At 52.9% G+C, this 25291-nt stretch carries 18 protein-coding genes, 7 tRNA genes and 1 riboswitch; of the genes, 21 read left to right on the top strand and 4 right to left on the bottom strand.

What is annotated here, in order from left to right; genetic code table 11:
• The first annotated feature begins 76 nt into the window (after nt 1-76).
• The 5 genes from EKM90_RS07655 to EKM90_RS07635 all read left to right on the top strand — a co-directional run bounded on the left by EKM90_RS07655 (nt 77) and on the right by EKM90_RS07635 (nt 501).
• Nucleotides 77-149, top strand: a tRNA-Asn gene (locus EKM90_RS07655).
• An 8-nt stretch (nt 150-157) separates the two neighbouring features.
• Nucleotides 158-246 (top strand) — tRNA-Ser (locus tag EKM90_RS07650).
• A 10-nt stretch (nt 247-256) separates the two neighbouring features.
• Nucleotides 257-328, top strand: a tRNA-Glu gene (locus EKM90_RS07645).
• An 8-nt stretch (nt 329-336) separates the two neighbouring features.
• Nucleotides 337-409, top strand: a tRNA-Val gene (locus EKM90_RS07640).
• Between the two features lie 18 nt (nt 410-427).
• A tRNA-Asp gene (locus EKM90_RS07635) sits at nt 428-501 on the top strand.
• Between the two features lie 48 nt (nt 502-549).
• Here the strand turns inward: EKM90_RS07635 and EKM90_RS07630 are convergent.
• Nucleotides 550-1185 (bottom strand): hypothetical protein, encoded by a 636-nt coding sequence (locus EKM90_RS07630; protein WP_125581325.1) that lies wholly within the window; start codon nt 1183-1185, stop codon nt 550-552.
• Nucleotides 1186-1279: 94 nt separating this feature from the next.
• Nucleotides 1280-1365: riboswitch (SMK box riboswitch) on the top strand.
• Here EKM90_RS07630 and metK point away from each other — a divergent pair.
• From metK to EKM90_RS07600, 6 genes are all read left to right on the top strand, one after another.
• Nucleotides 1363-2547 (top strand): methionine adenosyltransferase, encoded by a 1185-nt coding sequence (gene metK / locus EKM90_RS07625; protein WP_125581323.1) that lies wholly within the window; start codon nt 1363-1365, stop codon nt 2545-2547. It overlaps the preceding riboswitch by 3 nt.
• 72 nt (nt 2548-2619) lie before the next feature.
• Nucleotides 2620-4077 carry an MDR family MFS transporter gene (locus EKM90_RS07620; protein ID WP_125581321.1) on the top strand — a complete coding sequence of 486 codons (1458 nt, stop codon included), beginning with the start codon at nt 2620-2622 and terminating at the stop codon, nt 4075-4077.
• A gap of 76 nt (nt 4078-4153) precedes the next feature.
• On the top strand, nt 4154-4903 hold the full coding sequence (locus tag EKM90_RS07615; RefSeq protein ID WP_125581319.1) for a MurR/RpiR family transcriptional regulator: 750 nt from the start codon (nt 4154-4156) through the stop codon (nt 4901-4903).
• Between the two features lie 242 nt (nt 4904-5145).
• Complete coding sequence (locus EKM90_RS07610; RefSeq protein ID WP_125581317.1) at nt 5146-6492, top strand: PTS sugar transporter subunit IIC; 1347 nt, start codon at nt 5146-5148, stop codon at nt 6490-6492.
• Nucleotides 6493-6574: 82 nt separating this feature from the next.
• A complete protein-coding gene (locus tag EKM90_RS07605) occupies nt 6575-8005 on the top strand; it encodes a 6-phospho-beta-glucosidase (protein WP_125581315.1) in 1431 nt (476 codons plus the stop codon).
• Nucleotides 8006-8020: 15 nt separating this feature from the next.
• Nucleotides 8021-8950, top strand: a complete 930-nt coding sequence (locus EKM90_RS07600) for an ROK family protein (protein ID WP_125581313.1) — start codon at nt 8021-8023, stop codon at nt 8948-8950.
• Nucleotides 8951-8999: 49 nt separating this feature from the next.
• Here EKM90_RS07600 and EKM90_RS07595 read toward each other — a convergent pair whose 3' ends face one another.
• Entirely contained in the window at nt 9000-9698 is a 699-nt protein-coding gene (locus EKM90_RS07595) for a phosphatase PAP2 family protein (RefSeq protein ID WP_125581311.1), read from the bottom strand.
• A gap of 703 nt (nt 9699-10401) precedes the next feature.
• Here EKM90_RS07595 and leuS point away from each other — a divergent pair.
• The 3 genes from leuS to EKM90_RS07580 all read left to right on the top strand — a co-directional run bounded on the left by leuS (nt 10402) and on the right by EKM90_RS07580 (nt 15310).
• Nucleotides 10402-12810 carry a leucine--tRNA ligase gene (leuS, locus tag EKM90_RS07590; protein ID WP_125581309.1) on the top strand — a complete coding sequence of 803 codons (2409 nt, stop codon included), beginning with the start codon at nt 10402-10404 and terminating at the stop codon, nt 12808-12810.
• A 165-nt stretch (nt 12811-12975) separates the two neighbouring features.
• The gene (locus EKM90_RS07585; RefSeq protein ID WP_125581307.1) at nt 12976-14604 is read left to right on the top strand and encodes a putative polysaccharide biosynthesis protein; all 1629 of its coding nucleotides are present in this window, start codon (nt 12976-12978) and stop codon (nt 14602-14604) included.
• A 4-nt stretch (nt 14605-14608) separates the two neighbouring features.
• A complete protein-coding gene (locus EKM90_RS07580; RefSeq protein ID WP_125581305.1) occupies nt 14609-15310 on the top strand; it encodes a pseudouridine synthase in 702 nt (233 codons plus the stop codon).
• A 26-nt stretch (nt 15311-15336) separates the two neighbouring features.
• Here the strand turns inward: EKM90_RS07580 and EKM90_RS07575 are convergent, their stop codons facing one another.
• A complete protein-coding gene (locus EKM90_RS07575) occupies nt 15337-16161 on the bottom strand; it encodes an NAD(P)H-hydrate dehydratase (protein WP_125581303.1) in 825 nt (274 codons plus the stop codon).
• Nucleotides 16162-16290: 129 nt separating this feature from the next.
• Between EKM90_RS07575 and EKM90_RS07570 the strand changes: the two genes are divergently transcribed.
• From EKM90_RS07570 to EKM90_RS07540, 7 genes are all read left to right on the top strand, one after another.
• Nucleotides 16291-16374 (top strand) — tRNA-Leu (locus EKM90_RS07570).
• Nucleotides 16375-16614: 240 nt separating this feature from the next.
• Nucleotides 16615-18114 carry a hypothetical protein gene (locus tag EKM90_RS07565; RefSeq protein ID WP_125581301.1) on the top strand — a complete coding sequence of 500 codons (1500 nt, stop codon included), beginning with the start codon at nt 16615-16617 and terminating at the stop codon, nt 18112-18114.
• 337 nt (nt 18115-18451) lie between these two features.
• The gene (locus tag EKM90_RS07560; protein ID WP_373301006.1) at nt 18452-20422 is read left to right on the top strand and encodes a peptide ABC transporter substrate-binding protein; all 1971 of its coding nucleotides are present in this window, start codon (nt 18452-18454) and stop codon (nt 20420-20422) included.
• Between the two features lie 111 nt (nt 20423-20533).
• Nucleotides 20534-22042: an ABC transporter permease gene (locus EKM90_RS07555; RefSeq protein WP_125581299.1), complete on the top strand. Its 1509-nt coding sequence runs from the start codon at nt 20534-20536 to the stop codon at nt 22040-22042.
• Nucleotides 22043-22045: 3 nt separating this feature from the next.
• Nucleotides 22046-22993: an oligopeptide ABC transporter permease OppC gene (gene oppC, locus EKM90_RS07550; RefSeq protein WP_125581297.1), complete on the top strand. Its 948-nt coding sequence runs from the start codon at nt 22046-22048 to the stop codon at nt 22991-22993.
• A 15-nt stretch (nt 22994-23008) separates the two neighbouring features.
• Nucleotides 23009-24109: an ABC transporter ATP-binding protein gene (locus tag EKM90_RS07545; protein ID WP_125581295.1), complete on the top strand. Its 1101-nt coding sequence runs from the start codon at nt 23009-23011 to the stop codon at nt 24107-24109.
• Nucleotides 24099-25049, top strand: a complete 951-nt coding sequence (locus EKM90_RS07540; RefSeq protein ID WP_125581293.1) for an ATP-binding cassette domain-containing protein — start codon at nt 24099-24101, stop codon at nt 25047-25049. Before EKM90_RS07545 ends, EKM90_RS07540 begins: the two co-directional genes overlap by 11 nt.
• A 133-nt stretch (nt 25050-25182) precedes the next feature.
• Here the strand turns inward: EKM90_RS07540 and EKM90_RS07535 are convergent.
• Nucleotides 25183-25266 (bottom strand) — tRNA-Leu (locus tag EKM90_RS07535).
• Nucleotides 25267-25291: the final 25 nt, after the last annotated feature.

Raw genomic sequence — 25291 nt, 5'->3', positions numbered from 1 at the left:
TTAAGCTTCTCTACGCCGAGAGTAGTTGGTGGGTGACTGCCTGCGAGGGTAGGAAGCTGCCGCGCTTTGTTTTTATTCCGGATTAGCTCAGTTGGTAGAGCACCTGACTGTTAATCAGGTTGTCGTCAGTTCGAGCCTGACATCCGGAGTTTTTTATGGAGAGTTGTCCGAGAGGCCGAAGGAGCATGGTTGGAAACCATGTATACGGGTTTGCCCGTATCAAGGGTTCGAATCCCTTACTCTCCGTTGATTGTATGGCCCGTTGGTCAAGTGGTTAAGACACCGCCCTTTCACGGCGGTAACATGGGTTCAAATCCCGTACGGGTCATTGCATATGGAGGATTAGCTCAGTTGGGAGAGCGTCTGCCTTACAAGCAGAGGGTCACAGGTTCGAGCCCTGTATCCTCCATTTTTTTACCTTTCTTTTGGTTCCATGGTCTAGTTGGTTAGGACGCCTGCCTGTCACGCAGGAGATCACGAGTTCGAGTCTCGTTGGAACCGGCCGAAAAAAGGCACGCTTCGCAGTTTTGCGAAGCGTGCCTTTTGCGTTTAGCCGTGGAGCCGAACCAGGTAAAGGAGTGCGCTTAAACTGATTTGCGTCCAGGCAATCACGCCAGGCTGTTTGGCCCAATGCCGGACCGTCAAGATCCCGCTGCAGGCCAGAGTAATCAGCGCAAAGAGCAAGGTGAACTGTTGCTGCCAAAAGCCGATACCGAGAATTGCAAGCAAACCGATGATGGTGGCGGCAAAAGGCAGGCGCTCAGCCCAAATGAGTAGCAGCATCAAAGCGGCAAACAGGCAGTTGATGATAAGGGCCGTGATGGTTAAGCCATGAGTGATGCTGGCGCTGAGCAGCAGCTGTAAGAACAGCACTTCCAGCTGCCAGCCACTCGCTTTGAGCAACGGGGACATTTTTTGCGTGGCCAGTAGGAGCCCGAGGCCGATTTGAGCCAGGGCCAGGGGCAATAGCGTCCAGTTCGCACTACTGCTGATGACGGCCAAAATCAAGGCGGCCACTGTCCACCACAACGGCTTGGCGAAGTGGGCGAGGCCGGCCATCACGAGAATTAAGGCCAACAAGGCGATCAGTGGCCCTGAAAAGACGAGGCCGGGGTTCAGGAGCAGTGGCAGCAGGGCAATTTGGATGACCGCTGTCACCGCGGCAAATAACGATTTGATTGTCATCACATAATTCCTTTCAGTACGCTTTCTATCATAGCGGAGTCACTGCCGGCTGGCAAAGTAATTTCGATTTTGACCGGTGGATGTGATAGAATAAATCAGTTGCAACGAATTCCCGATGGGATCTGACCGGATAGTCAGAGGTGCCTTGTAACCGAAACAAATTTAGGGGGAAAAATAATGCAAGAACGTCATTTATTTACTTCGGAGTCTGTCTCTGAAGGCCATCCAGATAAAATCGCCGACCAAATCAGCGATGCCATCTTGGATGCAATGTTGGCCCAGGACAAAAATGCCCGGGTTGCGTGTGAAACTACTGTCACCACCGGCTTGGTGCTGGTGGTGGGGGAAATCTCAACCACCGCTTATGTTGATATCCAAAAAGTCGTCCGCGATACCATTCGCCGGATTGGCTACGACAAAGCATCCGGCTTTGACCCGGATAGCGTGGGTGTGATGACCGCCCTGGACGAACAGTCGCCTGACATTGCGCAAGGGGTCGATGACTCCTATGAAGCGCGGGAAGGTGAAACCGATTCGTTGGACAAAATTGGCGCCGGCGATCAAGGCATGATGTTTGGCTATGCCATCAACGAAACGCCGCAGTACATGCCACTACCGATTGCGCTGGCCCATCAGCTGATGCAGCGGATTGCCAAATTGCGCAAGGATGGCACCATCAGTTACCTGCGGCCCGATGCCAAGGCGCAAGTGACCGTTGAATACGATGATCAAGAAAAGCCGGTGCGGGTCGATACCGTCGTCATTTCCACCCAGCATGATCCAGATGCCACGTTGGCGCAAATTCGGGCCGATGTTGAGCAGCAGGTCATTCGTGCAGTGATTCCAGCCAACTTGCTGGATGCGGACACCAAAATCTACGTGAACCCGACTGGTCGTTTCGTGTTAGGCGGGCCACAAGCCGACTCTGGCTTGACCGGGCGTAAAATCATTGTCGATACCTATGGCGGCTTTGCCCGGCATGGTGGCGGCGCCTTTTCCGGTAAGGATGCCACCAAGGTGGACCGCTCCGCTTCTTATGCGGCGCGTTACATCGCTAAGAACGTGGTGGCCGCTGGCTTAGCGGATAAGATGGAAGTGCAGTTGGCTTACGCGATTGGCGTGGCCCAACCGGTGTCCGTCTCAGTGAACTGCTTTGGCACCAATAAAGTTTCTGAACAAACGATTACCACTGCCATTCGCAAGTTGTTTGACTTGCGGCCGGCAGGCATCATTAAAATGCTTGACCTACAGCGGCCGATTTACGAACAAACCGCGGCGTATGGTCATTTTGGACGTACAGATGTTGATCTTCCTTGGGAGCACTTGGACAAAGTTGCTGAGTTAGCCAAGTACTTAGATTAAACGAGAAAAGAGGCGGCCGTTCCAGCTTTTCTGGACGGTCGCTTTTTCACGCAAAGGAGCGAAAACTGTTACATGACGAAAGCTAAACCAACCAACGTGATGATCACCACGATTGCAATTTTCATCGCCACCTTCATGACGGCGATTGAAGGCACAATTGTGGCCACGGCCATGCCTACCATCGTCGGCGATTTGCACGGCGTCGCGCTGATGAACTGGATTGTCTCAATTTACCTGCTCACCAATGCGATGGCGACGCCGATTTATGGGAAATTCGCGGACAAAATTGGCCGCAAGCCGGTGCTCATGCTGGGCCTGCTGATTTTTATTTTAGGCTCGACGGCTTCTGGCTTGTCCCAAAGCATGCCGATTTTGATTGTGGCGCGGGCCTTTCAAGGCATCGGCGCTGGGGCCATCATGCCAGTGACATTCACCATCATTGCGGATATTTATCCCTATGAAAAACGGGCGAAGGTGCTGGGATTCAATGGCTCGGCTTGGGGCATTGCCTCGGTGGTGGCCCCGCTATTGGGCGGCTTCATTGTCGATCAGCTATCGTGGCACTGGATTTTCTTCATCAATGTGCCGATTGGCCTCATCACGATGGCCCTAATCATGGTGTTTTACCATGACCAACACGAAGCCGTCAGTGCGCCGGTCGATTACCTGGGCACGGTGTGGTTGGTATTGACCCTGCTGTTTTTGATGCTGGGCTTTCAGGCGCTAGCCGGCAGTCATGGCCTGTTGGGCTTTGCCGGGCTCCTGGTGCTGGCGGCAGTGGCGCTGTGGTTGTTTACCCGCCAGGAACGCAAGGCGGCGGATCCCATTATCGACCTCAAGTTATTCGCTAACCGGCCGTTTGTCGTGGCCAACGCGATTGCGGCGCTGATTTCCGGGGTGGTGATTGGCTATGAAACCTACATGCCGATGTGGGTGCAAGGCATTTTAGGCATGGGTGCATCGTATGGCGGCTTTGCCATCACGCCGAGTTCGTTGATGTGGGTGATTGGCTCTTTTGTGGCTGGGCGCATGCTGACGAGCCTGTCGGTGCGGCGGATTTTGACCATTGCCATGACCACGATTCTGATTGGGACCTTGGCGTTAGCGCTGGTCCCTGAGAGTACGCCTTACCTGGCCTTTCTAGGCATTGCGGCGGTGCTGGGGTTTGGCTTCGGGATTGTGATCACGACCACCACGGTGCGGGCGCAAGCGGTGGTCGACCCAGGCGAAATTGGTGTGGCCAGCAGCTTTAACACCTTGTCCCGGACGCTGGGCCAAACGCTGATGGTGTCCTTGTATGGGGTGGTGCTGAATTTGCGGATGGCGCAAGGCGTCGCCGCTCATCCCAACATTAAGGCCTCGATGCTCAACCAACTGATCAATCCGCAAACGGCGGTGAACCTGCCGAAAAAATTACTGCCAGTGCTGCATGAAATCCTGTATTCCGGCCTGCATAACATTTATTTCTTCTCGGTGTTGATTGTGGTGGCGGGGCTTATCATCAATGCGCTCGACCGGCAGTCAAAATAACCGCACAAGCGCTTGTGTTTTCCGGTCAAAGTCTTCATGATAGAAGAGAAGATTACGCTGGATAGGGGGCACAACTGTGTTTTCTTATGACAAGCTTCAAACCCTGAATGATATTGAAACCTCGATTTACAACTATGTGATCAAGCACGCCGAAGCGGTGGAAACCATGCCGATTCGCGAGTTAGCCACTCATGCCCATGTCAGTACGGCTTCCGTGCTGCGCTTTGCGGAGAAAATGGGCTTTGATGGTTATTCGGAATTGCGGTTTGCGCTGAAGCAAGACCGCAAAAACAAAGAGCAAGAGGCGCAAGCCACCAGTTATGATGCCTCGGTGCCACTGGCGGATTTCTTTTCCAAGGTGAATTCAACCGACTTCAACAAGTTGATTGATTCCGCGATGGACCTCATCGTCAAGGCGCCGCTGGTGATGTTCTTTGGCCTGGGCGGTGGCAATTCGCTGGCACAGTATGGCGCGCGGTTTTGGTCGAATGCCGGTAAGATGTCACTGCCGGTGTTTGATCCCTTCCAGCCGTTCCCTAATAGCAGTCCTTTGCCGAAAGACACGGTGCTGGTGGTGCTGTCGGTGTCCGGCGAAACCCATGAGGTGCTGGATCTGGTCAACAAGGTGAAGCCAGAAGCCGTCAAGGTGATTGCGGTCACTAACTCTGGCAATTCCACCTTGGCGAAAATGGCAGATTTAAGTATCAGCTATTTTATGCCAGAAATTAAACATGCTGATTTGAATTTAACGACCCAAGTGCCAGTGGTCTACCTGATTGAACTAATCGGGCACCGCCTGGACGAAATCAATCATACCAAGGCTTAACGCCGATTTGTCACCCGTTACATTTCTGTAACGGGTGTTTTTGTGTGAAACCGGTTTCTGAATCGGGCAATAAGGTACCGGTTTCATACGAAACCGGTTACACTAGTTGTTGTGGTCAGGTACCACTGATCATCTGATTTCGGCCGAAATCAAACTATTATTCATGCTTCACCCGACCATTCGTCGGACCGTGTTTTAGCAATGATAAAATTCGACGCCAATTTGGCGCAACTGGGGGAAACATTATGGACTACGTGAACAATAAAGTCTTGCCAAAAGTGATGAAGTTCACTAGCAGCCGGCCAATCACCGCGCTGAAAAATGGGATGATTTACACCATTCCCTTCATCATCGTTGGTTCTGTCTTTCTGATTTTAGCGTCCTTGCCTGTGCCATCATGGGCGGCTTGGATGAACAGTACCGGCTTGGTGCCATACTTCAACCAAGCTTATAACTTCTCATTTAACGTCATGTCTATCATCGCGGTCACCGGGATTGCCTATGAATGGGCTAAGGCCGAAAAAGTCGATCCACTGGCTTCAGGGATTACTGGCCTGCTGTCTTTCTTGATCGTTCTGCAGCCTTCCAATCCCATCGTTTCTGCCACTGGCAAGACGTTAGTTGCTAACAGCCGTGGCATTACCGGCTGGATCGACACTGGTTTCTTAGGTGGTAAAGGGATGATCGCCGCGATCATCATCGGCTTGCTCACGGGCTGGATTTACAGCTGGTTCGTTAAGAACAACATCACCATCAAGCTGCCAGACCAAGTGCCTGCCAACGTTGCCAACTCTTTCGTCGCTTTGATTCCTGCCGCTGCTTTGATTACCGGCTGGACTTTGGTTTACATGTTCTTTGATCACTTCCTGCACGAAGGCATGCTGGGCTGGATCTACTCCGTCCTGCAAGTGCCACTGCAAGGTTTGACCGACTCACTGGGTGGCGTTATCCTGATGAGTCTGGCGATTTCCTTCCTGTGGTTCTTCGGGGTTCACGGTTCCGCGATTGTTTCCGGGATCATGACTGGGGTTTTGATGTCCAACTCCACCGACAACGCCGCTTTGTTCAAGGCTGGTAAGGCTTTGACCGTTGCTAACGGCGGCCACATTTTCACCCAGGCTTTGCTGGATCAGTTCGGCACTGTGACCGGGGCCGGGATTACCATTGGCTTGGTCTTCTACATTCTGTTCTTTGCTAAGTCTGCTCAGTTGAAGGCTTTGGGTGCGGTTGAAGTCGCGCCAGCGATCTTCAACATCAACGAACCATTCCTGTTCGGGATTCCGTTGGTTATGAACCCATTGACTTTGATTCCATTCATGTTGGTCCCAGCTTTGTCCATGTCGCTGACTTACTTGGCGATTAAATTCGGGCTCATTCCGCTGTTTAATGGGGTTTACGTCCCATGGACCACACCAGCCATTTTCTCCGGCTTCTTGGTCGGCGGCTGGAAGACTGCTTTGTGGCAAGCTTTGATGCTCGCAATGTCGTTTGCGGTTTACTTCCCATTCATCCGTAGCTACGACAACACCTTGTTCAAGCAAGAACAAGAAACGCTTGCTAAGGAGCAAGCAGAAAAGGCTAACGCCTAAGCGTTGCAACGAAAATGATTTTGATGACGCCTGGGTTCAGTACGCTGAACCTGGGCGCTTTTGGTAGAAAGGAACAACAATCATGGCAAAATTACGCAAAGACTTTCTCTGGGGCGGCGCAGTGGCGGCGCACCAACTGGAAGGCGGTTGGCAAGCAGGCGGCAAAGGCGTTTCCGTCGCTGATGTGATGACGGTGGGGGCCAATGGCGTCCAGCGCCGGATCACAGATGGCGTCCAGCCAGGGGAAAACTACCCGAATCACGATGCGATTGATTTTTACCACCACTACAAAGAAGACATTCAGCTGTTCAAGGAATTGGGGCTGAAGTGCTTCCGTACCTCGATTGCCTGGACCCGGATTTATCCTAATGGTGACGAGGACCAGCCGAATGAAGCCGGACTGCAGTTCTATGATGACTTATTCGACGAACTGCTGAAAAACGGCATTCAGCCGGTGATCACCTTGTCCCACTTTGAAATGCCTTATCACCTTGTGACCGAGTACGGGGGCTGGCGTAATCGCAAGGTGATTGACTTCTTCGTACGCTTTGCCACGACGGTGTTCAAACGCTACAAGGACAAGGTCAAGTACTGGATGACGTTCAACGAAATCAATAACCAAGCCGACTACCACGGCACCTTTGCGTTGTTCACCAACTCTGGCCTACAAATTAAGCCCGGCGAGAATGCGGAAGCCGTGATGTACCAAGCTGCGCATTATGAGTGTGTCGCTTCGGCACTGGCGGTGCAAATTGGCCATGAAATCAATCCCGCCTTCCAAATCGGGGCGATGATTGCGATGGTACCGATTTATCCAGCCAGTCCGGATCCGCGCGATGTCTTTAAAGCCGAACGCGCCATGCAAAGCCGCTACTGGTTCGCCGATGTGCAGGCTAATGGCCGTTATCCGCGCTGGCTACGGTCGTACCAGGCCCGCAAGTTTGACTTGGATATCACGCTGGCCGACCTGGATGTGCTGAAGGCTGGCACTGTGGATTACATTGGCTTTTCCTATTACATGTCCTTTGCCGTCAAAGCCAAAGCCGATGAACCAGCCGATTTTGCCTATGAAGAAGCCGCTGATCAGGTGGAAAACCCTACCGTTCAGCGTTCGGAATGGGGCTGGCAAATCGACCCCGTTGGCCTGCGCTATGCCATGAACTGGTTCAATGACCGGTATGACCTGCCCCTGTTCATTGTCGAAAATGGCTTCGGCGCGGTTGATCAACTTACCGCGGATCACCAGGTGCATGATGACTATCGCATTGCTTACCTCAAAGCCCACATCGAGCAGATGAAGCTGGCAGTTGAGTACGATGGGGTGGATCTGATTGGCTACACGCCATGGGGCTTTATCGATCTGGTCTCCGCCGGCACTGGCCAAATGGACAAACGTTATGGCATGATTTATGTGGATAAAAACGATGCCGGCGAAGGGACCTTGAAGCGCTACAAGAAGGATTCTTTTGCTTGGTATCGGCAGGTCATCCAATCAAACGGCGATCAGCTGTAACGGAGGCAGAATGGAATGAAACAGTTTGTGGGCTTTGACATTGGTGGCACCAGCATCAAATACGGGTTGCTCGATGAAAGTGGCCAGATTTTGGCGCATGGGCATTTTGCCACGGCGAAAGATGCGGCGACCAATGTGACCAAAATGGTGACCGTGGTCAAGGATTACCAAAAGCAAACCTCGATTGCCGGGGTGGGCATCGACGCCCCCGGCATTGTGACCAAAGACGGCTACATGATCACCGGCGGGGCCATTCCTGGGTTTTACCAGTTCCCGCTGGCGCAGGCCCTCAAGGACGCCTTGCACTTGCCAGTGAAAGTCGAAAACGACGCGAACGCCGCGGCGATTGCCGAACGCTGGCTGGGCAATGCGCAAGGGATTGACGACTACATTTGCTTGGTGCTGGGCACCGGCATTGGCGGCGGTCTGGTGCTGAACGGGGATGTTTACCGCGGCGCGCATGGCATGGCGGGTGAAATTGGCTGGAGCATCACGCACGATCTGGACCTGACCGACGATTTGGAATCGGTGTCGCTGAATTACGCGGCTTCGGTGGTCACCGGCCTGGTGCGGCGGTACAATTTGTCGCTGCAGGCCCTTGATCATGACGCCCCGGAAGAAAAAGATGCGGCGCAAATCATTGCCTTGGCCCACGAACATGATGAAGTCGCCGCGCCGGTGTATGACCGTTTTCTCGCCGATGTGACAGTGATGCTGATGAATTTGATTGGGACGCTTGATCCTGAACGGATTCTGATTGGCGGCGGCATTAGTGCCAATGCGACCTTCATGGCCGACCTGCAGGCGCGCTTCAAGGAATATGTTGCTCGCCACAAAGGCCTCAATGGGGCACAGAAGAGCTTCCCATACCGGATTGAAGCCGCGGGGCTGCAGAACAACGCCGGCTTGATTGGTGCGGTATATCCGCTGACCCGCCAACTTTAAGCGTCAAAAAATCCCGCATTGCAAACCATTTGCAATGCGGGATTTTTGATTATTTTTGATCATTGACCCAGCCGGTCGGGCCCACTTCAGTCAGCCACGGGTACATCAGCCACCACACCAGCATCAAACCGACCAAGGCTTCCAGCCAGCCGGCTAGGACATCAGTGGGAAAATGGACCTGTACGTAGATGCGCGACAAGCCGATGAGGCCAATCATGACGGCGCTGTAGCTCACCAAGAGGCGGCGGAGCCAAGGCAGCGTGATCAACGTCAAGGTGAGCAGAATCACCGTGCCATACAGCAACATCGCGCCGCTGGCATGGCCACTAGGAAAGCTGTAACCGCCAGCCAAGGTCAGGGGATGAATGTTGGGGTTTTGAACGAACGGTCGCTGCCGCAAGAACAGATGCTTCACTGAGGTGTTGACGAAACTTAGGAGCACCACGCTGACCGCCGCGAACCACGCGTAGCGCCGGCGCCGAAAGTAAAACAAAATGCCAACGAGCACCAGGCCGAAAAAGACGACCACTGGCGGATTGCCCAGGCTGGTGATGAACAGCACGATGGTGGTCAGCCAGTCTGGCCGGTGCGCCGTGATGACGTTGATGACGCTTTGATCGATGGTGTGAATCCAAGCAGCGTTAGTACCGACCCCAATCATGATGGGGATTAAGCCAACCAAGGCGCAGGCGGCAATGATTAAGGGATAATGCGGACGCTTCACAGGCTCACCTTCTTTGTTTTGCATAGTGGTTTTATTTTAGCATAAGGCAAGGCCCAGCAATGGTTAATAAATGGTAAGGGGTTGGGCGGAGGTGAGCTGTGGCTTGTAGTTGCGCTCAGCTGGGCAATGCCCTCCGCTAGGCTACTCATCCCGCTAAAAGCGCCCGTCTTCGCAGCCTGGTTATAGTTGCGCTCAGCCGGGCAACGCGGGAGTGATTAGCTACGCCTAGGACCTCGAAGCCAAAGAACGGCTTCCATGCCCTAGGCTAGGCTACTCATCCCGCTAAAAGCGCCCAGCTTCGCAGCCTGGTCATAGTTGCGCTCAGGTCGACAACGCTCGAGCGAATAGCTACGCTCTGCCCCTCATCGGCAAAGTGCACCGATAATGGCCAGAGCTAGGCTATTCGTCGAGCTAAGTTCGTCGACCTTCGCAGCCTGGTCTTGTTTCACCGGCTTTTGTTTGCTATGATTAGGCCAATATCGAACGAACGAAGGACGAGTAAGTCGCAACCAGAGTCCAGAAAGCAGGCGGGTGCTGTGAGCCTGACGCGGGCGCGACTGAACTGACCTTTTGCGTGCCAGATTGGCCGGCCCTGACCGTTATCCAGTTCAAGCGCTGCTTATAGCAGAACTTAGGTGGTACCGCGGCATCCAGCCGTCCTAACAATGTTTAGGGCGGCTTTTTGTTTTTTCAGAGTGTTGGTTCGAAATCTCAAGGAGGCAATTTCATGTACGATCACAAGCAGATCGAAAAAAAGTGGCAAAAGCATTGGGCCGAGCATAACGAGTTCAATACCACCACAGACCCGAACAAGAAGAACTACTATGCGCTGGACATGTTCCCTTATCCGTCAGGCCAGGGCCTGCATGTAGGGCATCCAGAAGGCTACACCGCCACGGATATTGTGGCGCGGATGAAGCGGGCGCAGGGCTACAATGTGCTGCATCCGATGGGGTGGGACGCGTTTGGGTTGCCGGCGGAACAGTACGCGCTGAACACTGGCCACAACCCGAAGGCCTTTACCCACAAGAATATTGAAACCTTCAAGCGGCAAATCAACAGTTTGGGCTTTTCGTATGACTGGAATCGCGAAATTGCCACCACGGATCCCAACTACTACAAGTGGACGCAATGGATTTTCGAACAATTGTACAAGCACGGCCTCGCATACGAAGCCGAAGTGCCGGTGAACTGGAGCCCAGATCTCGGCACCGTGGTTGCGAACGAAGAAGTCATCGACGGCAAAACCGAGCGTGGCGGCTTCCCTGTCATTCGCAAGCCGATGCGCCAGTGGATGCTGAAGATTACCGCCTATGCTGACCGCTTGCTGGAAGACCTGGACGACCTAGATTGGCCTGAAAACATCAAGCAGATGCAGCGCAACTGGATTGGCCGCTCGGTGGGCGCTCAAATCACTTTTGACGTGAAAGACACCGCGGCCCACTTTGATGTTTTCACCACGCGCCCTGATACCTTGTTTGGCGCAACTTACGTGGTGATGGCTCCAGAGCATGACTTGGTGGACCAGATTACCAGTCCGGAGCAAAAAGCCGCTGTGGCAGCTTATCGGGCCGAGGTGGCGCACAAGTCTGATCTGGAACGCACCGACTTGAGTAAGGACAAAACCGGGGTCTGGACTGGCGCTTATGCCGTCAATCCAGTGAACGGCGAAGCTTTGCCAATTTGGATTTCTGACTATGTGCTGGCCACCTACGGCACCGGCGCCATTATGGCGGTGCCGGCCCATGATGACCGTGACTATGCCTTTGCTAAGCAATTCAACCTACCGATTCGGCCGGTGATTGAAGGCGGGGATGTTGCAGCGGAAGCCTACACCGGCGACGGCGTTCACATCAATTCCGGCTTTTTGGATGGCAAAAACAAGCAAGACGCCATCGATGCCATGATTGCGTGGCTAGAAGATAAACAAATCGGCACCAAGAAGGTCAACTTCAAGTTGCGCGACTGGGTCTTCTCACGCCAGCGCTACTGGGGTGAACCAATTCCTGTCATTCACTGGGAAGATGGCGAAACGACCTTGGTGCCAGAATCCGAACTGCCTTTGGTGCTACCTGAAGAAGCTGACATCAAGCCAAGTGGCACCGGTGAATCCCCGCTGGCCAACCTGGATGATTGGGTAAACGTGGTCGATGAAAATGGCCGCAAAGGGAAGCGCGAAACCAACACCATGCCGCAATGGGCCGGTTCATCTTGGTACTACCTGCGCTTTGTCGATCCCCACAACAAGGAAGCCCTGGCCGATTACGACAAGTTGAAGGAATGGCTGCCAGTTGACTTGTACATCGGTGGCGCCGAACATGCGGTGTTGCATCTGCTGTATGCCCGGTTCTGGAATCTTTTCCTGTATGACATTGGCGCAATTCCGAACAAGGAACCGTTCCAGCGCCTGTTCAACCAAGGCATGATTTTAGGCGATAACCACGAAAAAATGAGCAAGTCCAAAGGCAACGTGGTCAACCCTGATGATGTGGTTGAAGAATATGGCGCTGATACCTTGCGGTTGTACGAAATGTTCATGGGGCCGCTGGATGCTGGCATTGCTTGGAGCACCACTGGCCTCGCCGGTGCCCGCAAGTTCCTCGATCGGGTGTACCGCACCTTTGTCGATGATAATGGTAAAATGCGTGATCACATCACCACCATTAACGACGGCAAGCTGGACAAGGTGTACAACGAAACGGTCAAGAAGGTCACCGAAGACTTTGATGACCTTCACTTCAACACTGCCATTTCCCAGATGATGGTCTTCATCAATGAGGCCAACAAGGTGGACGACCTGCCCTATGAATATGTCGAAGGCTTCGTGAAGCTGCTGGCGCCGATCGCACCGCACTTGATGGAAGAAATCTGGCAGATTCTGGGCCATGACCACAGCCTGACTTACGCACCATGGCCAACTTATGATCCGAAGGCTTTGGTCACTGAAGAATATCAGCTGATGGTGCAGGTTAATGGCAAGCTCCGGGGCCATGTGATGGAGTCGGTGGATGCCGATGAGGCGAAGATCAAGGCGGATGCCATGGCCATCGATAACGTCCAGAAGTTTGTGGCTGGTAAAACCATCGTTAAGCAAATCATCATTCCGCGCAAGATTGTGAACATCGTTGTTAAATAAATGCGCAAACGTCGGCAGCTGCCGGCGTTTTTTTGTCAGGCTGAGACCGCAAATCCAGGGTGCGTTGAATGTTAGGGAATGGCAAAGACTGCCGCGGCTGATTGAAAGCGAGGCGCGCTTCAACTAAAATGGTGATTAACATGGACTGAAATTGGGGTATTGAAGATGGCAAAAGAGCCGAAAGCGCAACCGACCGCACGTGAACAAATGCTGCGTGGCTCCGCCTGGATGACGGCGGGCAGTATTTTATCACGGGTGTTAGGCGCGATTTACATCATTCCTTGGCGCATCTGGCTGGGTGCGGCTTTTTTGGCGGCCAATAATCTGTTTACTAAAGGCTACAATATCTACAGTATTTTCCTCACGATTGCCACGGCTGGGGTGCCAGGGGCGATTTCCAAACAGGTGGCGCATTACAATGCGATGAACGAGTACCGCACTGGGTTCCGCCTGTTTCGGCAAGGCGCCATCATGATGGGCATTATGGGGCTGGTTTCCTTCGCCTTGATGTGGCTGCTGGCGCCGTGGCTGGCGTTAAACGATGCGGCGCTGACCCAAGTGTACCGGTCGCTGGCGTGGCCACTGTTGATCATTCCAGTGATGAGTATCATGCGCGGCTTTTTCCAAGGTTATAACGACATGGCGCCGAGCGCGCTGAGTCAGCTGGTGGAACAGCTGGCCCGCATTATCTATATGCTGATGATGACGTATGCCATCATGGTCGCTGGCAATCACAATTATGTGGATGCCGCTTCGCAGTCGACCTTTGCCGCCTTTGTGGGGGCGGTGTTTGGCTTGGGGCTGCTGGTGCTGGTGTTTATCTCCCGGCGCCACAAGTTCCGCGATTTGGCTGATCAAAGTCTCGATCAGGTGCAGATTTCTACGCCGCATATTTTGCGCGAAATTGTGGAGCAGGCGGTGCCGTTCATCATTATCGGCTCTGGCGTCAATCTCTACTATCTGTTCGACCAGTACAGTTTTTACCCGATGATGCAAAGCCATTGGGTGACCTCGATGACGCAACTCAACAGCTTCTTTACCTTGTTTGCCGGCAATGCCAACAAACTAATCATGATTGTCATTTCACTGGCCGTGGCGATGTCTTCGACGGTGTTGCCGCTCCTGTCGGGCGCAAAAACTCGCGGCGATGACAAGGCGATTGCTGAACAGCTGACTAACATCTTGCAGCTTTTCTTCATCGTCATGGTGCCTTGTGCCTTTGGGATGGCGGCAGTGGCTAAGCCGCTGTACGTGGTTTTTTATGGCTACGATCATCTCGGCATCGCGATTTTGGTGTTGTCCGCTTTCGTCGCGGTGGCCATGGGGCTATTCACCATTTTGGCGGCGGCGTTGCAAGGTCTGTTCTACAACCGCATTGCCATTTATGAAATGCTGGCCGGCATGGTGGTCAAGGTAATTTTGCAATGGCCACTGATTTTCTTCTTCAACGTTTGGGGCCCACTGTTAGCAACAGCGGCGGGGATGCTGGTTTCCAGTGTGCTGATGCTGTATTCGCTGCACGCCCGTTACCGTTTCCGTATTCGTCAAACCGGCAGGCGCCTGCTGGGCATCGCCGCGTTTTCCGTGCTGATGGCGGTGGTCGTCTTTGGCTGCGTCCAGCTCGTCGGCTTGGTGGTTTCCCCAGATCGTGCCTTGGGCGCCGTTATCGCCTTGTTAGTGGCAGTTCCGATTGGGGTGCTGGTGTACGGCTATGCTGTGCTGAAAACGCGCTTGGCGGACATGATTTTGGGCCAGCGGGTCGCGCGCCTGCGCGCCGTGCTGCGGATGAGGTAGGCCGATGCGGTTAGATCGGTTCTTAGCGCATTTGCAATTTGGTAGTCGGGCTGAAGTGAAAAAAATGATCAAAGCCAAGCGGGTGACCGTCGACCAGGTCGTGGTTCGAGATCCTGGCTTTGACGTTGCCGCCGAAGCCCAGGTGACTGTTGACGGCCAAGCCGCCAGTGGTGCCCTTGAGGTGTATTACCTGCTCAACAAGCCAGCCGGCGTGATCACGGCGACTCAGGATGACACGGCCCGGACCGTATTGGATCTGATGGCACCGGCAGATTTGCGACCGGGCTTGTTCCCAGTGGGCCGACTGGATAAGGACACCACCGGGCTACTCTTGGTGACCAATGATGGCGCCCTGGGGCATGCCTTGCTGGCGCCAAGCCGCCATGTGCCCAAACAGTACCTGGTTACCATGGCGACGCCTTTGACGCCAGCGATGAAGACGCAGTTGGAAAATGGCCTGACTTTTGCCGAGTTCACCAGTGCGCCGGCGACGGTGACCGCGGTGGCCAATCAGCCGCTACAGATTTTACTTACTATTCATGAAGGTAAATTTCACCAGGTGAAGCGGATGCTGCATGCGGTGGGCAATGAGGTGGTGGCGCTTAAGCGCGTGCAAATGGGCCCGCTGCATTTGCCTGCGGATTTGGCGGCAGGGCAGTACCGACCGCTGACGGCGGCAGAGCTGGCAGCATTGAAACGAGCATAGAAAAATCGGTTGCCGCGAGCAACCGATTATTTTTTTGCCTGTTGGGCCATGTAGGTGGGCAACGCCGCTATCAGCTGTGATGGCACCACGACGTAATGGTCCTGTGCGAGCTGTTCAGCAATGGCGCTGTGGGTGTATACCGCGGCGCAAATCGAGCTGGCGTGATGTCCAAACTGGGCGATGAAGGCGGCCAAAATACCGGTTAAGGTGTCGCCCATGCCGCCAGAGGCCATTGCCGGGGTGCCCAGCGGGTTCAGAAAACTCCCGGCTGCAGTGAAGATTTCAGTGCGGTGCGATTTGACGATGACCGTCCCAGCGAGCTTACTGGCGGCAGCCGCGTTACTGGCTGGGGTTTGCTGCGCAATGGCTAGGCCTGAGAGGCGCTGCCATTCCATTTGATGCGGGGTCCACACTGCCTTGGGCAAAGCGACCGTCAAATGCTGCTGGGCAACCAGGGTAATCGCCGAGCCATCAATGATCAGCGACTGTTCAGGAGTCACTGCCGCGAGGACGGTGGCCAGGACCTTTTGGGCGGTGGCATCGGTGCCCAAGCCTGGGCCAAGCACGATGACATCGCAACTTTGAATCAAGGCAGGTAAGCTCGGATCGTCATAAGGGAGCATCATGGCTTCTGGCAGCCGCGCATGCAAGGCGGAGCGATTAACCGCCGCCGTCGCCACGCTGACCAAACCGGCACCGGCGTACACCGCGGCGCTGGCGGCCATGATCGCGGCGCCACCATACTGAGGATTACCGCCGACGATGAGCACCCGACCAAAGGTGCCTTTGTGGCTGTTTGCTGGCCGCGGTTTGATCACCTCAGCGGGCAGCGCCTGATCGATTGTTTTCACAGTTATCACCTCAATCGCATTATACCGCACTGCCTGCGTCGAACACTGCTCAATCCAATTAGCGAGTCGGCCGAATGTAAAAAAGGCTTGGCATTGGCGGTGCTTCTTGCTATACTATTACCTGTTGTTGCCGCAATGGCGGAATTGGCAGACGCGCAGTGTTCAGGTCGCTGTATGGTTATCCATGTGCAGGTTCGACTCCTGTTTGCGGCATTAGATGCAACATCCAAGTGAACCTCATCGACTTCGGTTGATGAGGTTTTTTTGTGCGGCTCTGCCCTTTTGGTGCGAACGAACGCTTCTATAAAATGGCAAATATATCATAATTGGCTAATTTATTTCGTGACAAGTGATTTATTTGCATCATATAATTAGGCGAATATTCGGATAGTAAAAAATACTTAAGGCCGAATATGTGTCGTTGGGGGTCCATTTTCCGGGGGAGGAAAGGATATGACAAGCACAACTCGTTCTCGTGGTAAGCGTAAGGCCTGGCTTGCGGTAGGGATTGCCGCCGCAGCCTTATTTAGTACTCAGGCCCTGGTTGGCCAAGCCGCAGGTAAGCAGCAAAGCAGCCAAAGCCAGCAAGTCAAAGTTAATGTGCAGTCACCAGTCAAAGCCGCAAAGGTGGCCAAGCAGACTGCGGTCAAAACGGCCGTGGCGACAGTCAGCGCCACACCGGCGGCTGATTATCGCAACATGGGTTACAGCCAGCTCAGCACCGCGGCGGCAAAAGGGATCGCCGCTGCGGTCACGGAGAAGGCAAAGCGGGATGGCAATGCTGATCCATTTGCGGCTTATTTTGCGCCGCAAGCCCCTGATTACAAGAACATGGGGTACACCCAGCTCAGTGCGGCGGCAGCCCAAGGCATTGCGGCGGCCATTACCGAAAAAGGCAAGCGGGATGCGAATGCGGAACAATTTGACGTTTACTTTGCGCCGCAAGCCCCAGATTACAAGAACATGGGCTACAGTCAGCTCAGCGCCGCCGCAGCGCAAGGGATTGAGGCCGCCATCACTGAAAAAGGTAAGCGAGACACGAATGCGGCTCAGTTTGACGTTTACTTTGCGCCGCAAGCCCCAGATTACAAGAACATAGGTTACAACCAGTTGAGCGCGGCGGCAGCCCAAGGCATTGCGGCTGCCATCACTGAAAAGGCCGTACGGGATGCCAATGCCGCCGAGCTCACGGCTGTACTACCAGCGAAGACGCCAGCCTATGCGGCGATGGGCTACAGCCAGCTGACCGCTTTGGCCGCCACCGATCCGGCCGCTCGCGACGAACTGGCGAAGCGCAATGCTAACGGCGCGGCTGCGGAAGCATACGGGGATACCGTGGCGACCAGTTATTCGGCGATGAGCACGGCCCATTTAACCGAATTGGCTGGGGTTGGTAATCTATATGCCAAGCGTGAATTGACCCGCCGGGAGAATACGCCAGCGCCAGCCGCCAAGACCTATGCGGCTGCCGACTATCAGCTTTTGGGCTATGCCAAGCTTCAAACCCTGGCGGCCGCCGGCGACCTATTAGCCACCAAGGAGATTGCCAAGCGCGATGCGCAAAGTGCCAAGATCGAGGATTGGCTACCGCACGCCACCAAAGCATACGTCACCATGAGCTACAGCCAGCTGCAGGCTTTGGCCGCAGCGAACGATGAAGGCGCCACGGCCGAATTGGCTAAGCGCGATGCCAACGCCGCCAAAATTGACCAGTGGCGCCCGGTTGGGACTAAGGCTTATGCAACGATGAGCTACAACCAGCTTAAGGCGCTGCCAGATGATCCAGCGGCGCAAGCAGAACTGGCTAAGCGCGATGCTCAGGCGCAGCAGATGGCGGCTCAAGTCCCAACGCCAGCAAAGACGGATTACAGCCGGCTCGGCTACAACCAGCTGCAAGCGCTAGCGGCGCAAGGGGATGCCGCGGCGCAGGCGGAACTCGCTAAGCGAGGTTAATGACACAAGGTAAGGGAAGCGTGCGAGTGAAGGCCACTCGCACGCTTTTTCTGATTCTAAGAAGCCGCCGGCGGACTTAGAATTTTCTCATTGTGAAAACAGGCTCAGCATTTTCTCATCAGAAAACTGATGAAACCGCGTTTTCAAGCAGGCGAACAGGCGTTTTTGCTTTTGGGCAGCTTGCACTTTCGGGAAAGTGTTCAAGAAAATTTCGCATTTGTTCACAAAAAACGCAACACATGCTTGACATGCCTCTCTAATCAATTTATAATCTTCATTATTCTAATACCGTTAGAGGCGGAATTGGGAAACTATCATAGGTTGGAGGCTTATGTGTATGAAGATGAACAAGAAACGCGGTGCAGTGGTTGTTGCACTGACGCTGGCTACTCTGCTTGCAGCTTGCGGCAGCAAGTCAACCGGCTCTAGCGACACTGCTACCAGCACTTATAATTATGTTTATGCAACAGATCCAGATAACTTTGACTACTCGATCACTGGTCGTGCGACGAACAATGATCACTTGGCCAACTTTGAAGATCCGTTGCTCAAGACTGACAAGTACGGCCAAATCGTTCCTGGCTTGGCTAAGTCTTGGAAGGTTTCTGACGATGGCAAGACCTACACTTACACGCTGCGTAAGGGCGTGAAGTGGGTTGACAGCGAAGGTAACACCTACGCTACCGTTAAGGCCCAAGACTTTATCACCGGCTTGAAGCACGCCGTTGATGGCAAATCCGAAGCTTTGTACATTGTTCAAGACTCCATCAAGGGCTTGGATGATTACGTTAATGGTAAGACCAAGGACTTCTCAACCGTTGGGATCAAGGCCATCGGCGACAACAAGATTCAATACACTTTGAATCAAGCTGAACCTTACTGGAACTCCAAACTCCAATATGGCGTTTTGGAACCAGTTAACGCTAAGTTCCTGAAGCAAGAAGGCAAGAAGTATGGCCAACCTAAGGCCGACGCCATCTTGTACACCGGTCCTTATATCCTGTCGAACTTCACTTCTAAGTCCGTTATCGAATACAAGGCCAATGACCAGTATTGGGACAAGAAGAACGTTCATGTGACTGACGTTAAGGAAACCTACAATGATGGGTCTAACCCAGACGAACTCTACAAGACATTCGCCAAGGGTGACTACACCACGGCTCGGGTTTATCCTAACCTGCCAGGCTACAAGGATGTTGAAAAGAAGAGCAAGAACAACATCGTTTGGTCACAGCAAGATGCTTCCGTTTATAACTTCACCTTTAACTTGAACCGTAAGTCCTACAACGCAACTTCCAAGACCACGGACAAGCAAAAGGCTGATACCAAGAAGGCAATCCTGAACAAGGACTTCCGTTTGGCCATTCAGTTCGCCTTTGATAAGGCTAACTACAACGCTCAGTCCACTGGTTCTGCCGGTGCTACGAAGTCTCTGCGTAACGAAATCACCCCACCAAGCTTCGTGCAAGCTGATGGTAAGGATTACGGGACCTATGTTGAATCTGATTTGAAGGATCTCGACTCAAGCACCTTCAGTAAGTACAACGTTGCTGATGCGCAAGATGGTACCTACAACGCTGCTAAGGCGAAGGAACTCTTTGCTAAGGCCAAGGCTGAACTGCAAAAGGAAGGCGTGGCTTTCCCAATCAAGTTGGATCTGCCAGAAGAATCAAAGGCAGCGCTGCTGTTGAACCAAGCGAAGTCCTTCAAGGCTTCAGTTGAAAAGACCCTGGGCAAGGATAACGTTGAAATCGACATCCAGCAGCTGGCTGAAGACAAGTACCTGGCTGGCACTTACCAAGCACAAACGGGTGCCCAGTCTGACTTCGATATCAGTAACGCTTCTGGTTGGAGCCCTGACTATCAAGATCCTTCCTCATACCTTGACATCTTCAAGCCAACCTCTGGTGCGATGGCACAAACCCTTGGCTTCGTGATCGGCGCAACCGGTGCTCAAAAGACCGAATACGACGCTGTTGCCAAGGAAACTGGCTTGGATCAGTACGAGAAGCTGGTTGATGCTGCTGAAGCGATCACCACTGACACGAACGCACGTTACAAGGCATTTGCTAAGGCTGAAGCTTACCTGTTGAGCCTCGGTGTTCAAATTCCTGTTAATTCTCTGGGCGGCACTCCTTCTGTAACCAAAGTGATTCCATTCACCCGGCCAGCAACCTGGTCCGGTACGCCTTCTCCTCGTTTCGAAGGGATGAAGATTTCCAAGAAGGCAATCACGACAAAGGCATACGACAAGGCTGTTAAGGACTGGACCGCTAAGCGCCTTGAACTTGCTAAAAAGAACGACTAAGCACTAAGCTTTGAGCTCAAACAAGCTCTTTGAACTTAGACGTGTGAAAGGGCTAGCACACTATGTGACTAGCTCTTTTGCTTTAATTGAGCATAGAGGGGGAACCGCAACATGAAGAAGTACCTGTTCTTTCGCGTACTTCGGTCGATTCTGAGTATCTTCTTGGTTACCACGTTGACTTATATCGTGATCTACTCGATGATTCCACGACGAGACGTTTTCAAAAGCGACCTGATGATTCAGAAATTGGCTGCGACGCCAGACAAGCTGACCGACTACAAGAATAATGCGTACGCAAAAATGAACTATCTTGACTATCTCGATACCAAGGCGCTGATCAAGGACGTCGAAAAAGCCAATCCTAAAGTGACGGTGACATCCGCCCATACTGCCTCTAATAAGGCCCAGTTCGAAAAATGGGCCAAGAAAAACAACTACGAACTCAAGCGCTATAAGCAAAGCAAGGACTATTATGCCATTCGGGAATTACCGCTGTGGGAACGGTTAGGCCGCTTCTATGGCAACATGTTCCAGATTGACACGCCATGGGCAATTCATGACAAGAATAATCCACACTTGGCACGCTACCTGAAAATCGAAAACGATCCGACAGTGGGCTGGGCCTTGGTTGGTTCAGGCACCAAGTATCGTTATCAGATTTACTTCAATGGCAGCTTCCCGTTCATTCATCAGAACTTTATTCACTTGAACTTAGGGACCTCGTACCCAACTTATGCCGGGGAGTCCGTGATGGATGTCATTGGCGGGCGCCAAGGCCCAACTGTGACGGTGCAAAAGAAGTTTAAGAACGGCCAGACGCTGAACACCGCATCTGACGTTTACAGCCGGCAATATCAATACCGCACCAGCAAGAGCGACACTGCCAGTGAGCAGTTCGGCGATGATTACTCTGATACCGAACAGAACCTGCGCGATCCTTCCATGATTGGGACTTCTTTCCGCGCTGGTTTGATTGCGTTGGTTATTTCCTACGTGGTTTCAATCCCAGTGGCGATTTTGATGGCCCGGAAAAAGGGCAAGTGGTTCGACCGTGGTGGGACCTTCGTGGTCACGCTGCTGATTGCCGTCCCAAGTCTGGCCTTCATCTACACCTTCCGTTATCTTGGGTCAGCCTTGTTTGGCCTGCCAGACTCCTTCCCAACCCTGGGCGCTAATGTCGCGTCTTCATGGATCTTACCAGCCGTGATCTTAGGGCTGCTGCAAGTGTCCGGGTTGATCATTTGGTTCCGGCGCTTCATGATTGATCAGCAAAAGTCTGATTACGTGAAGTTTGCCAAAGCCAAAGGGCTCAACGAAGGTGAAATCTACTCCAAGCATATCTTTAAGAATGCTTCGATTCCGATTGTGCAAGGGATTCCTGGGAGCATCATCGGCCTGATCGGTGGCGCGACGATGACTGAAGAAGTCTTCGCCATGCCTGGGATGGGGAAGATGCTGCCTGATTCCATCATTGCCCATAACAACTCGATTGTTATTGCGTTGGTCTTCATCTTTACCACCGTGGCTGTGCTGTCTGTCCTGCTTGGGGACCTGTTGATGGTCATTGTGGATCCACGGATCAAGTTATCGACATCCGATTCATCGAAGGGGGAGGAATAAAGAATGGCTGAAAGCACACAAAACCAACCAGAAATTTTAGATTCCGACTTTACTGCGGTGAAGATCGATGAAATGGCTTCCGAAAAACTCGATACCGAAAAGTACTCCTACTGGGGTTCTGTAGGGCGCGCGTTTTTCTCCAGCAAAATGACCATTTTCTTGCTGTTCTTGATGTTGGCTATCCTGCTGATGTCCTTCATTCAGCCGCTGTTTTCCGGGTATAACTTGAACGATGTGGCGAACATCAACGACTTTGGCGCCCGTTACAACTGGCCTAATGCCAAGTATTGGTTCGGGACTGACGGTGATGGGAAATCACTGTTCGATGCCATCTGGGCCGGGGCCAAGACCTCGATTTCGATTTCTGTGATTGCAACCTTGATCACCACGGTGATTGGGGTGGCGGTGGGTGCCATTTGGGGCACTTCCAAGGGCATTGACCGGTTCATGTTGGAAGTTTATAACGTGATTTCCAACGTGCCACAACTGCTGATTATCATCGTTCTGTCCTACTCCTTCGGGAATGGGTTCTGGAACTTGATTTTTGCCATGACTGTTACCGGCTGGCTAGGCACTGCCTACTTCATCCGCGTTCAGGTTATGATTATGCGTGACCGCGAATACAACATTGCCTCCAAGACTCTGGGGACAGGGCTGGGCCGCATGGTCATTCGCAATATCATGCCTTATCTGACCTCAGTCATTGTGACGCAGATTTCGCTGTCCTTGCCATCCTTCATTTCATATGAAGTGTTCCTGTCCTTCTTGGGTGTCGGGCTGAATGCCTCGGTGCCATCCTTGGGTCGCTTGATTCAAACTTACGCACCCTACATTGTCAGCTATCCATACCTGTTCTGGCTGCCAGTGTTGGTTCTGGCTTTGATCGCGGTTTCCTTGTACCTGGTTGGCCAGCGCCTTGCTGATGCGTCAGATCCAAGAACTCACATGTAAAGAGGGGGAACAACGATGAGTGAAGAACGTAAAAAAATTCTAGAAGTTGATGACCTCTCTGTGCACTTCCACGTTCGTGGGCAGGTGCTGAAGGCGATTCATCATGTTTCAATGGATCTTTATGAAGGCGAAGTCCTGGCAATCGTTGGTGAATCCGGCTCGGGCAAGTCGGTTTTGACCAAGACGTTTACTGGGATGCTGGAAGAAAACGGGGAAATTGCCGGTGGGACCATTGTCTACAACGGCAAGCACCTCGAAGAACTGAAGAAAGATAAGCAGTGGGAAGGCATTCGGGGGAACGAAATCGCCACGATTTTCCAAGACCCAATGACTTCACTGGATCCGATTCGGACGATTGGCTCGCAGATTGCCGAAGTTATCGTTAAGCACCAGCACAAGAGCAAGGCGGAAGCCAAGAAATTGGCTATCGACTTGATGAACCGCACTGGTATTCCGAATGCGGCAGACCGTTACAACGAATATCCTTTCGAATATTCAGGCGGCATGCGGCAGCGGATCGTCATCGCGGTAGCGCTGGCTTGCCGGCCGAACATCTTGATCTGCGACGAACCAACGACGGCGCTGGATGTCACCATTCAGGCACAAATCTTGGATCTGATCAAGGATCTGCAAAAAGAATACGGCTTTACAGTTATCTTCATCACCCATGACCTAGGGGTGGTGGCTTCAATTGCTGACCGCATTGCTGTGATGTACTCTGGGCGTATTATCGAATACGGGACTTGCGATGAGATCTTCTACGATCCTAAGCACCCGTATACTTGGAGCTTGCTGTCTTCGCTGCCGCAACTGGCGCAGCGCGGCGGTCAACTCTACTCCATTCCTGGCACCCCGCCATCTTTGTACAAAGATATTGTGGGTGATGCCTTTGCCCCACGGGATCCGTGGGCAATGAAGGTCGATTTCAAGGCTGAACCGCCATTTTTCAAAGTCACAGATACCCACTATGCCAAGACGTGGCTGCTTGACCCGCGGGCCCCGAAGACTGAAAAGCCGGAGCTGATTCAGAATCTGCATGAGCGGATGTCTGAGGTCATGAGTGCGTCACACTTGGAAAATCTAGATTTGGGAGGGAAAGACAGCGATGGAGAATAAGAAAGACGTCCTACTCTCTCTGAAGGATCTTGAAATTTCTTTTGGCGCCGGCAAAGATAAGTTTGTCGCCGTGCAAGATGTCAACTTTGACATTTTTAAAGGCGAAACCTTCTCGTTGGTTGGTGAATCCGGTTCTGGTAAAACCACCATTGGCCGTGCCATTTTAGGTATCAACTCGACCTCCAATGGGACGATTACCTTTGAAGGCCAACAAATTAACGGTAAAATCTCGGAAAAGCGCAAGCACGAAATCGAACGCAAAATTCAGATGATTTTCCAGGACCCATCGGCTTCCTTGAACGACCGGGCCACCGTTGACTACATCATTTCTGAAGGCTTGTACAACTACGGCTTGTTCGACTCCGAAGAAGACCGCATCAAGAAAGTCCGCACGATGCTGGAAGAAGTCGGCTTGCTGCCAGAACAGCTGTACCGTTATCCCCATGAATTCTCCGGTGGCCAGCGGCAGCGGATCGGGATTGCCCGCGCGCTGATCATGGAACCAGACCTGGTGGTAGCGGACGAACCGATTTCGGCCTTGGACGTGTCAATTCGCGCCCAGGTGCTGAACTTGCTGAAGAAGTTCCAGCGTGAACAGGGCGTTACTTACTTGTTCATTGCCCATGACTTGTCGGTTGTGCGTTTCATTTCTGATCGGATCGCGGTTATCCGCGCCGGCCGGATTTTGGAACTGGCGGAAACGGAAGAGTTGTTCACCAACCCTATCCACCCGTACACCGAAGCTTTACTGTCTGCGGTGCCGGTACCGGATCCGCAGCTGGCGAAGACGCGCAAGTCTTATGTTTATGATCCGAACATGCACCACTATGAAACCGACAAGCCGAAGTTTGTCGAAATCAAACCTGGCCACTTCGTGTACTGCAACGAAGAAGAAGAAGCTCGCTACAAGAAGGAGCTGCACGAACAAGGCCAAATCTAATCGCATCTGGTCCCCTCTGGATGCTCAGGCCCGCGCAATTGCGCGGGCTTTTTTGGTAGGCTGCGAAGACCGTCGCACTTAGCCGTCCGAAAAAAGCCCCTCACCAACCGAAGTTAGTGAGGGGCTTATCTGCTGCCGCAAACAGGAGTCGAACCTGCACATGGATAACCATACAGCGACCTGAACACTGCGCGTCTGCCAATTCCGCCATTGCGGCGACAACATTAGTATTATAGCAAGTT

Source organism: Lacticaseibacillus suibinensis, from assembly GCF_003946175.1.
In the GTDB taxonomy this organism is placed as follows: Bacteria; Bacillota; Bacilli; order Lactobacillales; family Lactobacillaceae; genus Lacticaseibacillus; species Lacticaseibacillus suibinensis.
Note: the sequence above shows the minus strand (reverse complement) of the source record. Positions and strands in the feature narration are given on the sequence as shown.

Bases quoted from the DNA above. Each gene is read 5' to 3' on its own strand.
- EKM90_RS07540 (WP_125581293.1), top strand. From the start codon at position 24,099: ATGGAGAATAAGAAAGACGTCCTACTCTCTCTGAAGGATCTTGAAATT.
- EKM90_RS07620 (WP_125581321.1), top strand. From the start codon at position 2,620: ATGACGAAAGCTAAACCAACCAACGTGATGATCACCACGATTGCAATT.
- EKM90_RS07565 (WP_125581301.1), top strand. From the start codon at position 16,615: ATGACAAGCACAACTCGTTCTCGTGGTAAGCGTAAGGCCTGGCTTGCG.
- EKM90_RS07560 (WP_373301006.1), top strand. From the start codon at position 18,452: ATGAAGATGAACAAGAAACGCGGTGCAGTGGTTGTTGCACTGACGCTG.
- oppC (WP_125581297.1), top strand. From the start codon at position 22,046: ATGGCTGAAAGCACACAAAACCAACCAGAAATTTTAGATTCCGACTTT.
- EKM90_RS07595 (WP_125581311.1), bottom strand. From the start codon at position 9,698: ATGCAAAACAAAGAAGGTGAGCCTGTGAAGCGTCCGCATTATCCCTTA.
- EKM90_RS07585 (WP_125581307.1), top strand. From the start codon at position 12,976: ATGGCAAAAGAGCCGAAAGCGCAACCGACCGCACGTGAACAAATGCTG.
- EKM90_RS07555 (WP_125581299.1), top strand. From the start codon at position 20,534: ATGAAGAAGTACCTGTTCTTTCGCGTACTTCGGTCGATTCTGAGTATC.
- EKM90_RS07545 (WP_125581295.1), top strand. From the start codon at position 23,009: ATGAGTGAAGAACGTAAAAAAATTCTAGAAGTTGATGACCTCTCTGTG.
- metK (WP_125581323.1), top strand. From the start codon at position 1,363: ATGCAAGAACGTCATTTATTTACTTCGGAGTCTGTCTCTGAAGGCCAT.
- leuS (WP_125581309.1), top strand. From the start codon at position 10,402: ATGTACGATCACAAGCAGATCGAAAAAAAGTGGCAAAAGCATTGGGCC.
- EKM90_RS07600 (WP_125581313.1), top strand. From the start codon at position 8,021: ATGAAACAGTTTGTGGGCTTTGACATTGGTGGCACCAGCATCAAATAC.
- EKM90_RS07605 (WP_125581315.1), top strand. From the start codon at position 6,575: ATGGCAAAATTACGCAAAGACTTTCTCTGGGGCGGCGCAGTGGCGGCG.
- EKM90_RS07630 (WP_125581325.1), bottom strand. From the start codon at position 1,185: ATGACAATCAAATCGTTATTTGCCGCGGTGACAGCGGTCATCCAAATT.
- EKM90_RS07580 (WP_125581305.1), top strand. From the start codon at position 14,609: ATGCGGTTAGATCGGTTCTTAGCGCATTTGCAATTTGGTAGTCGGGCT.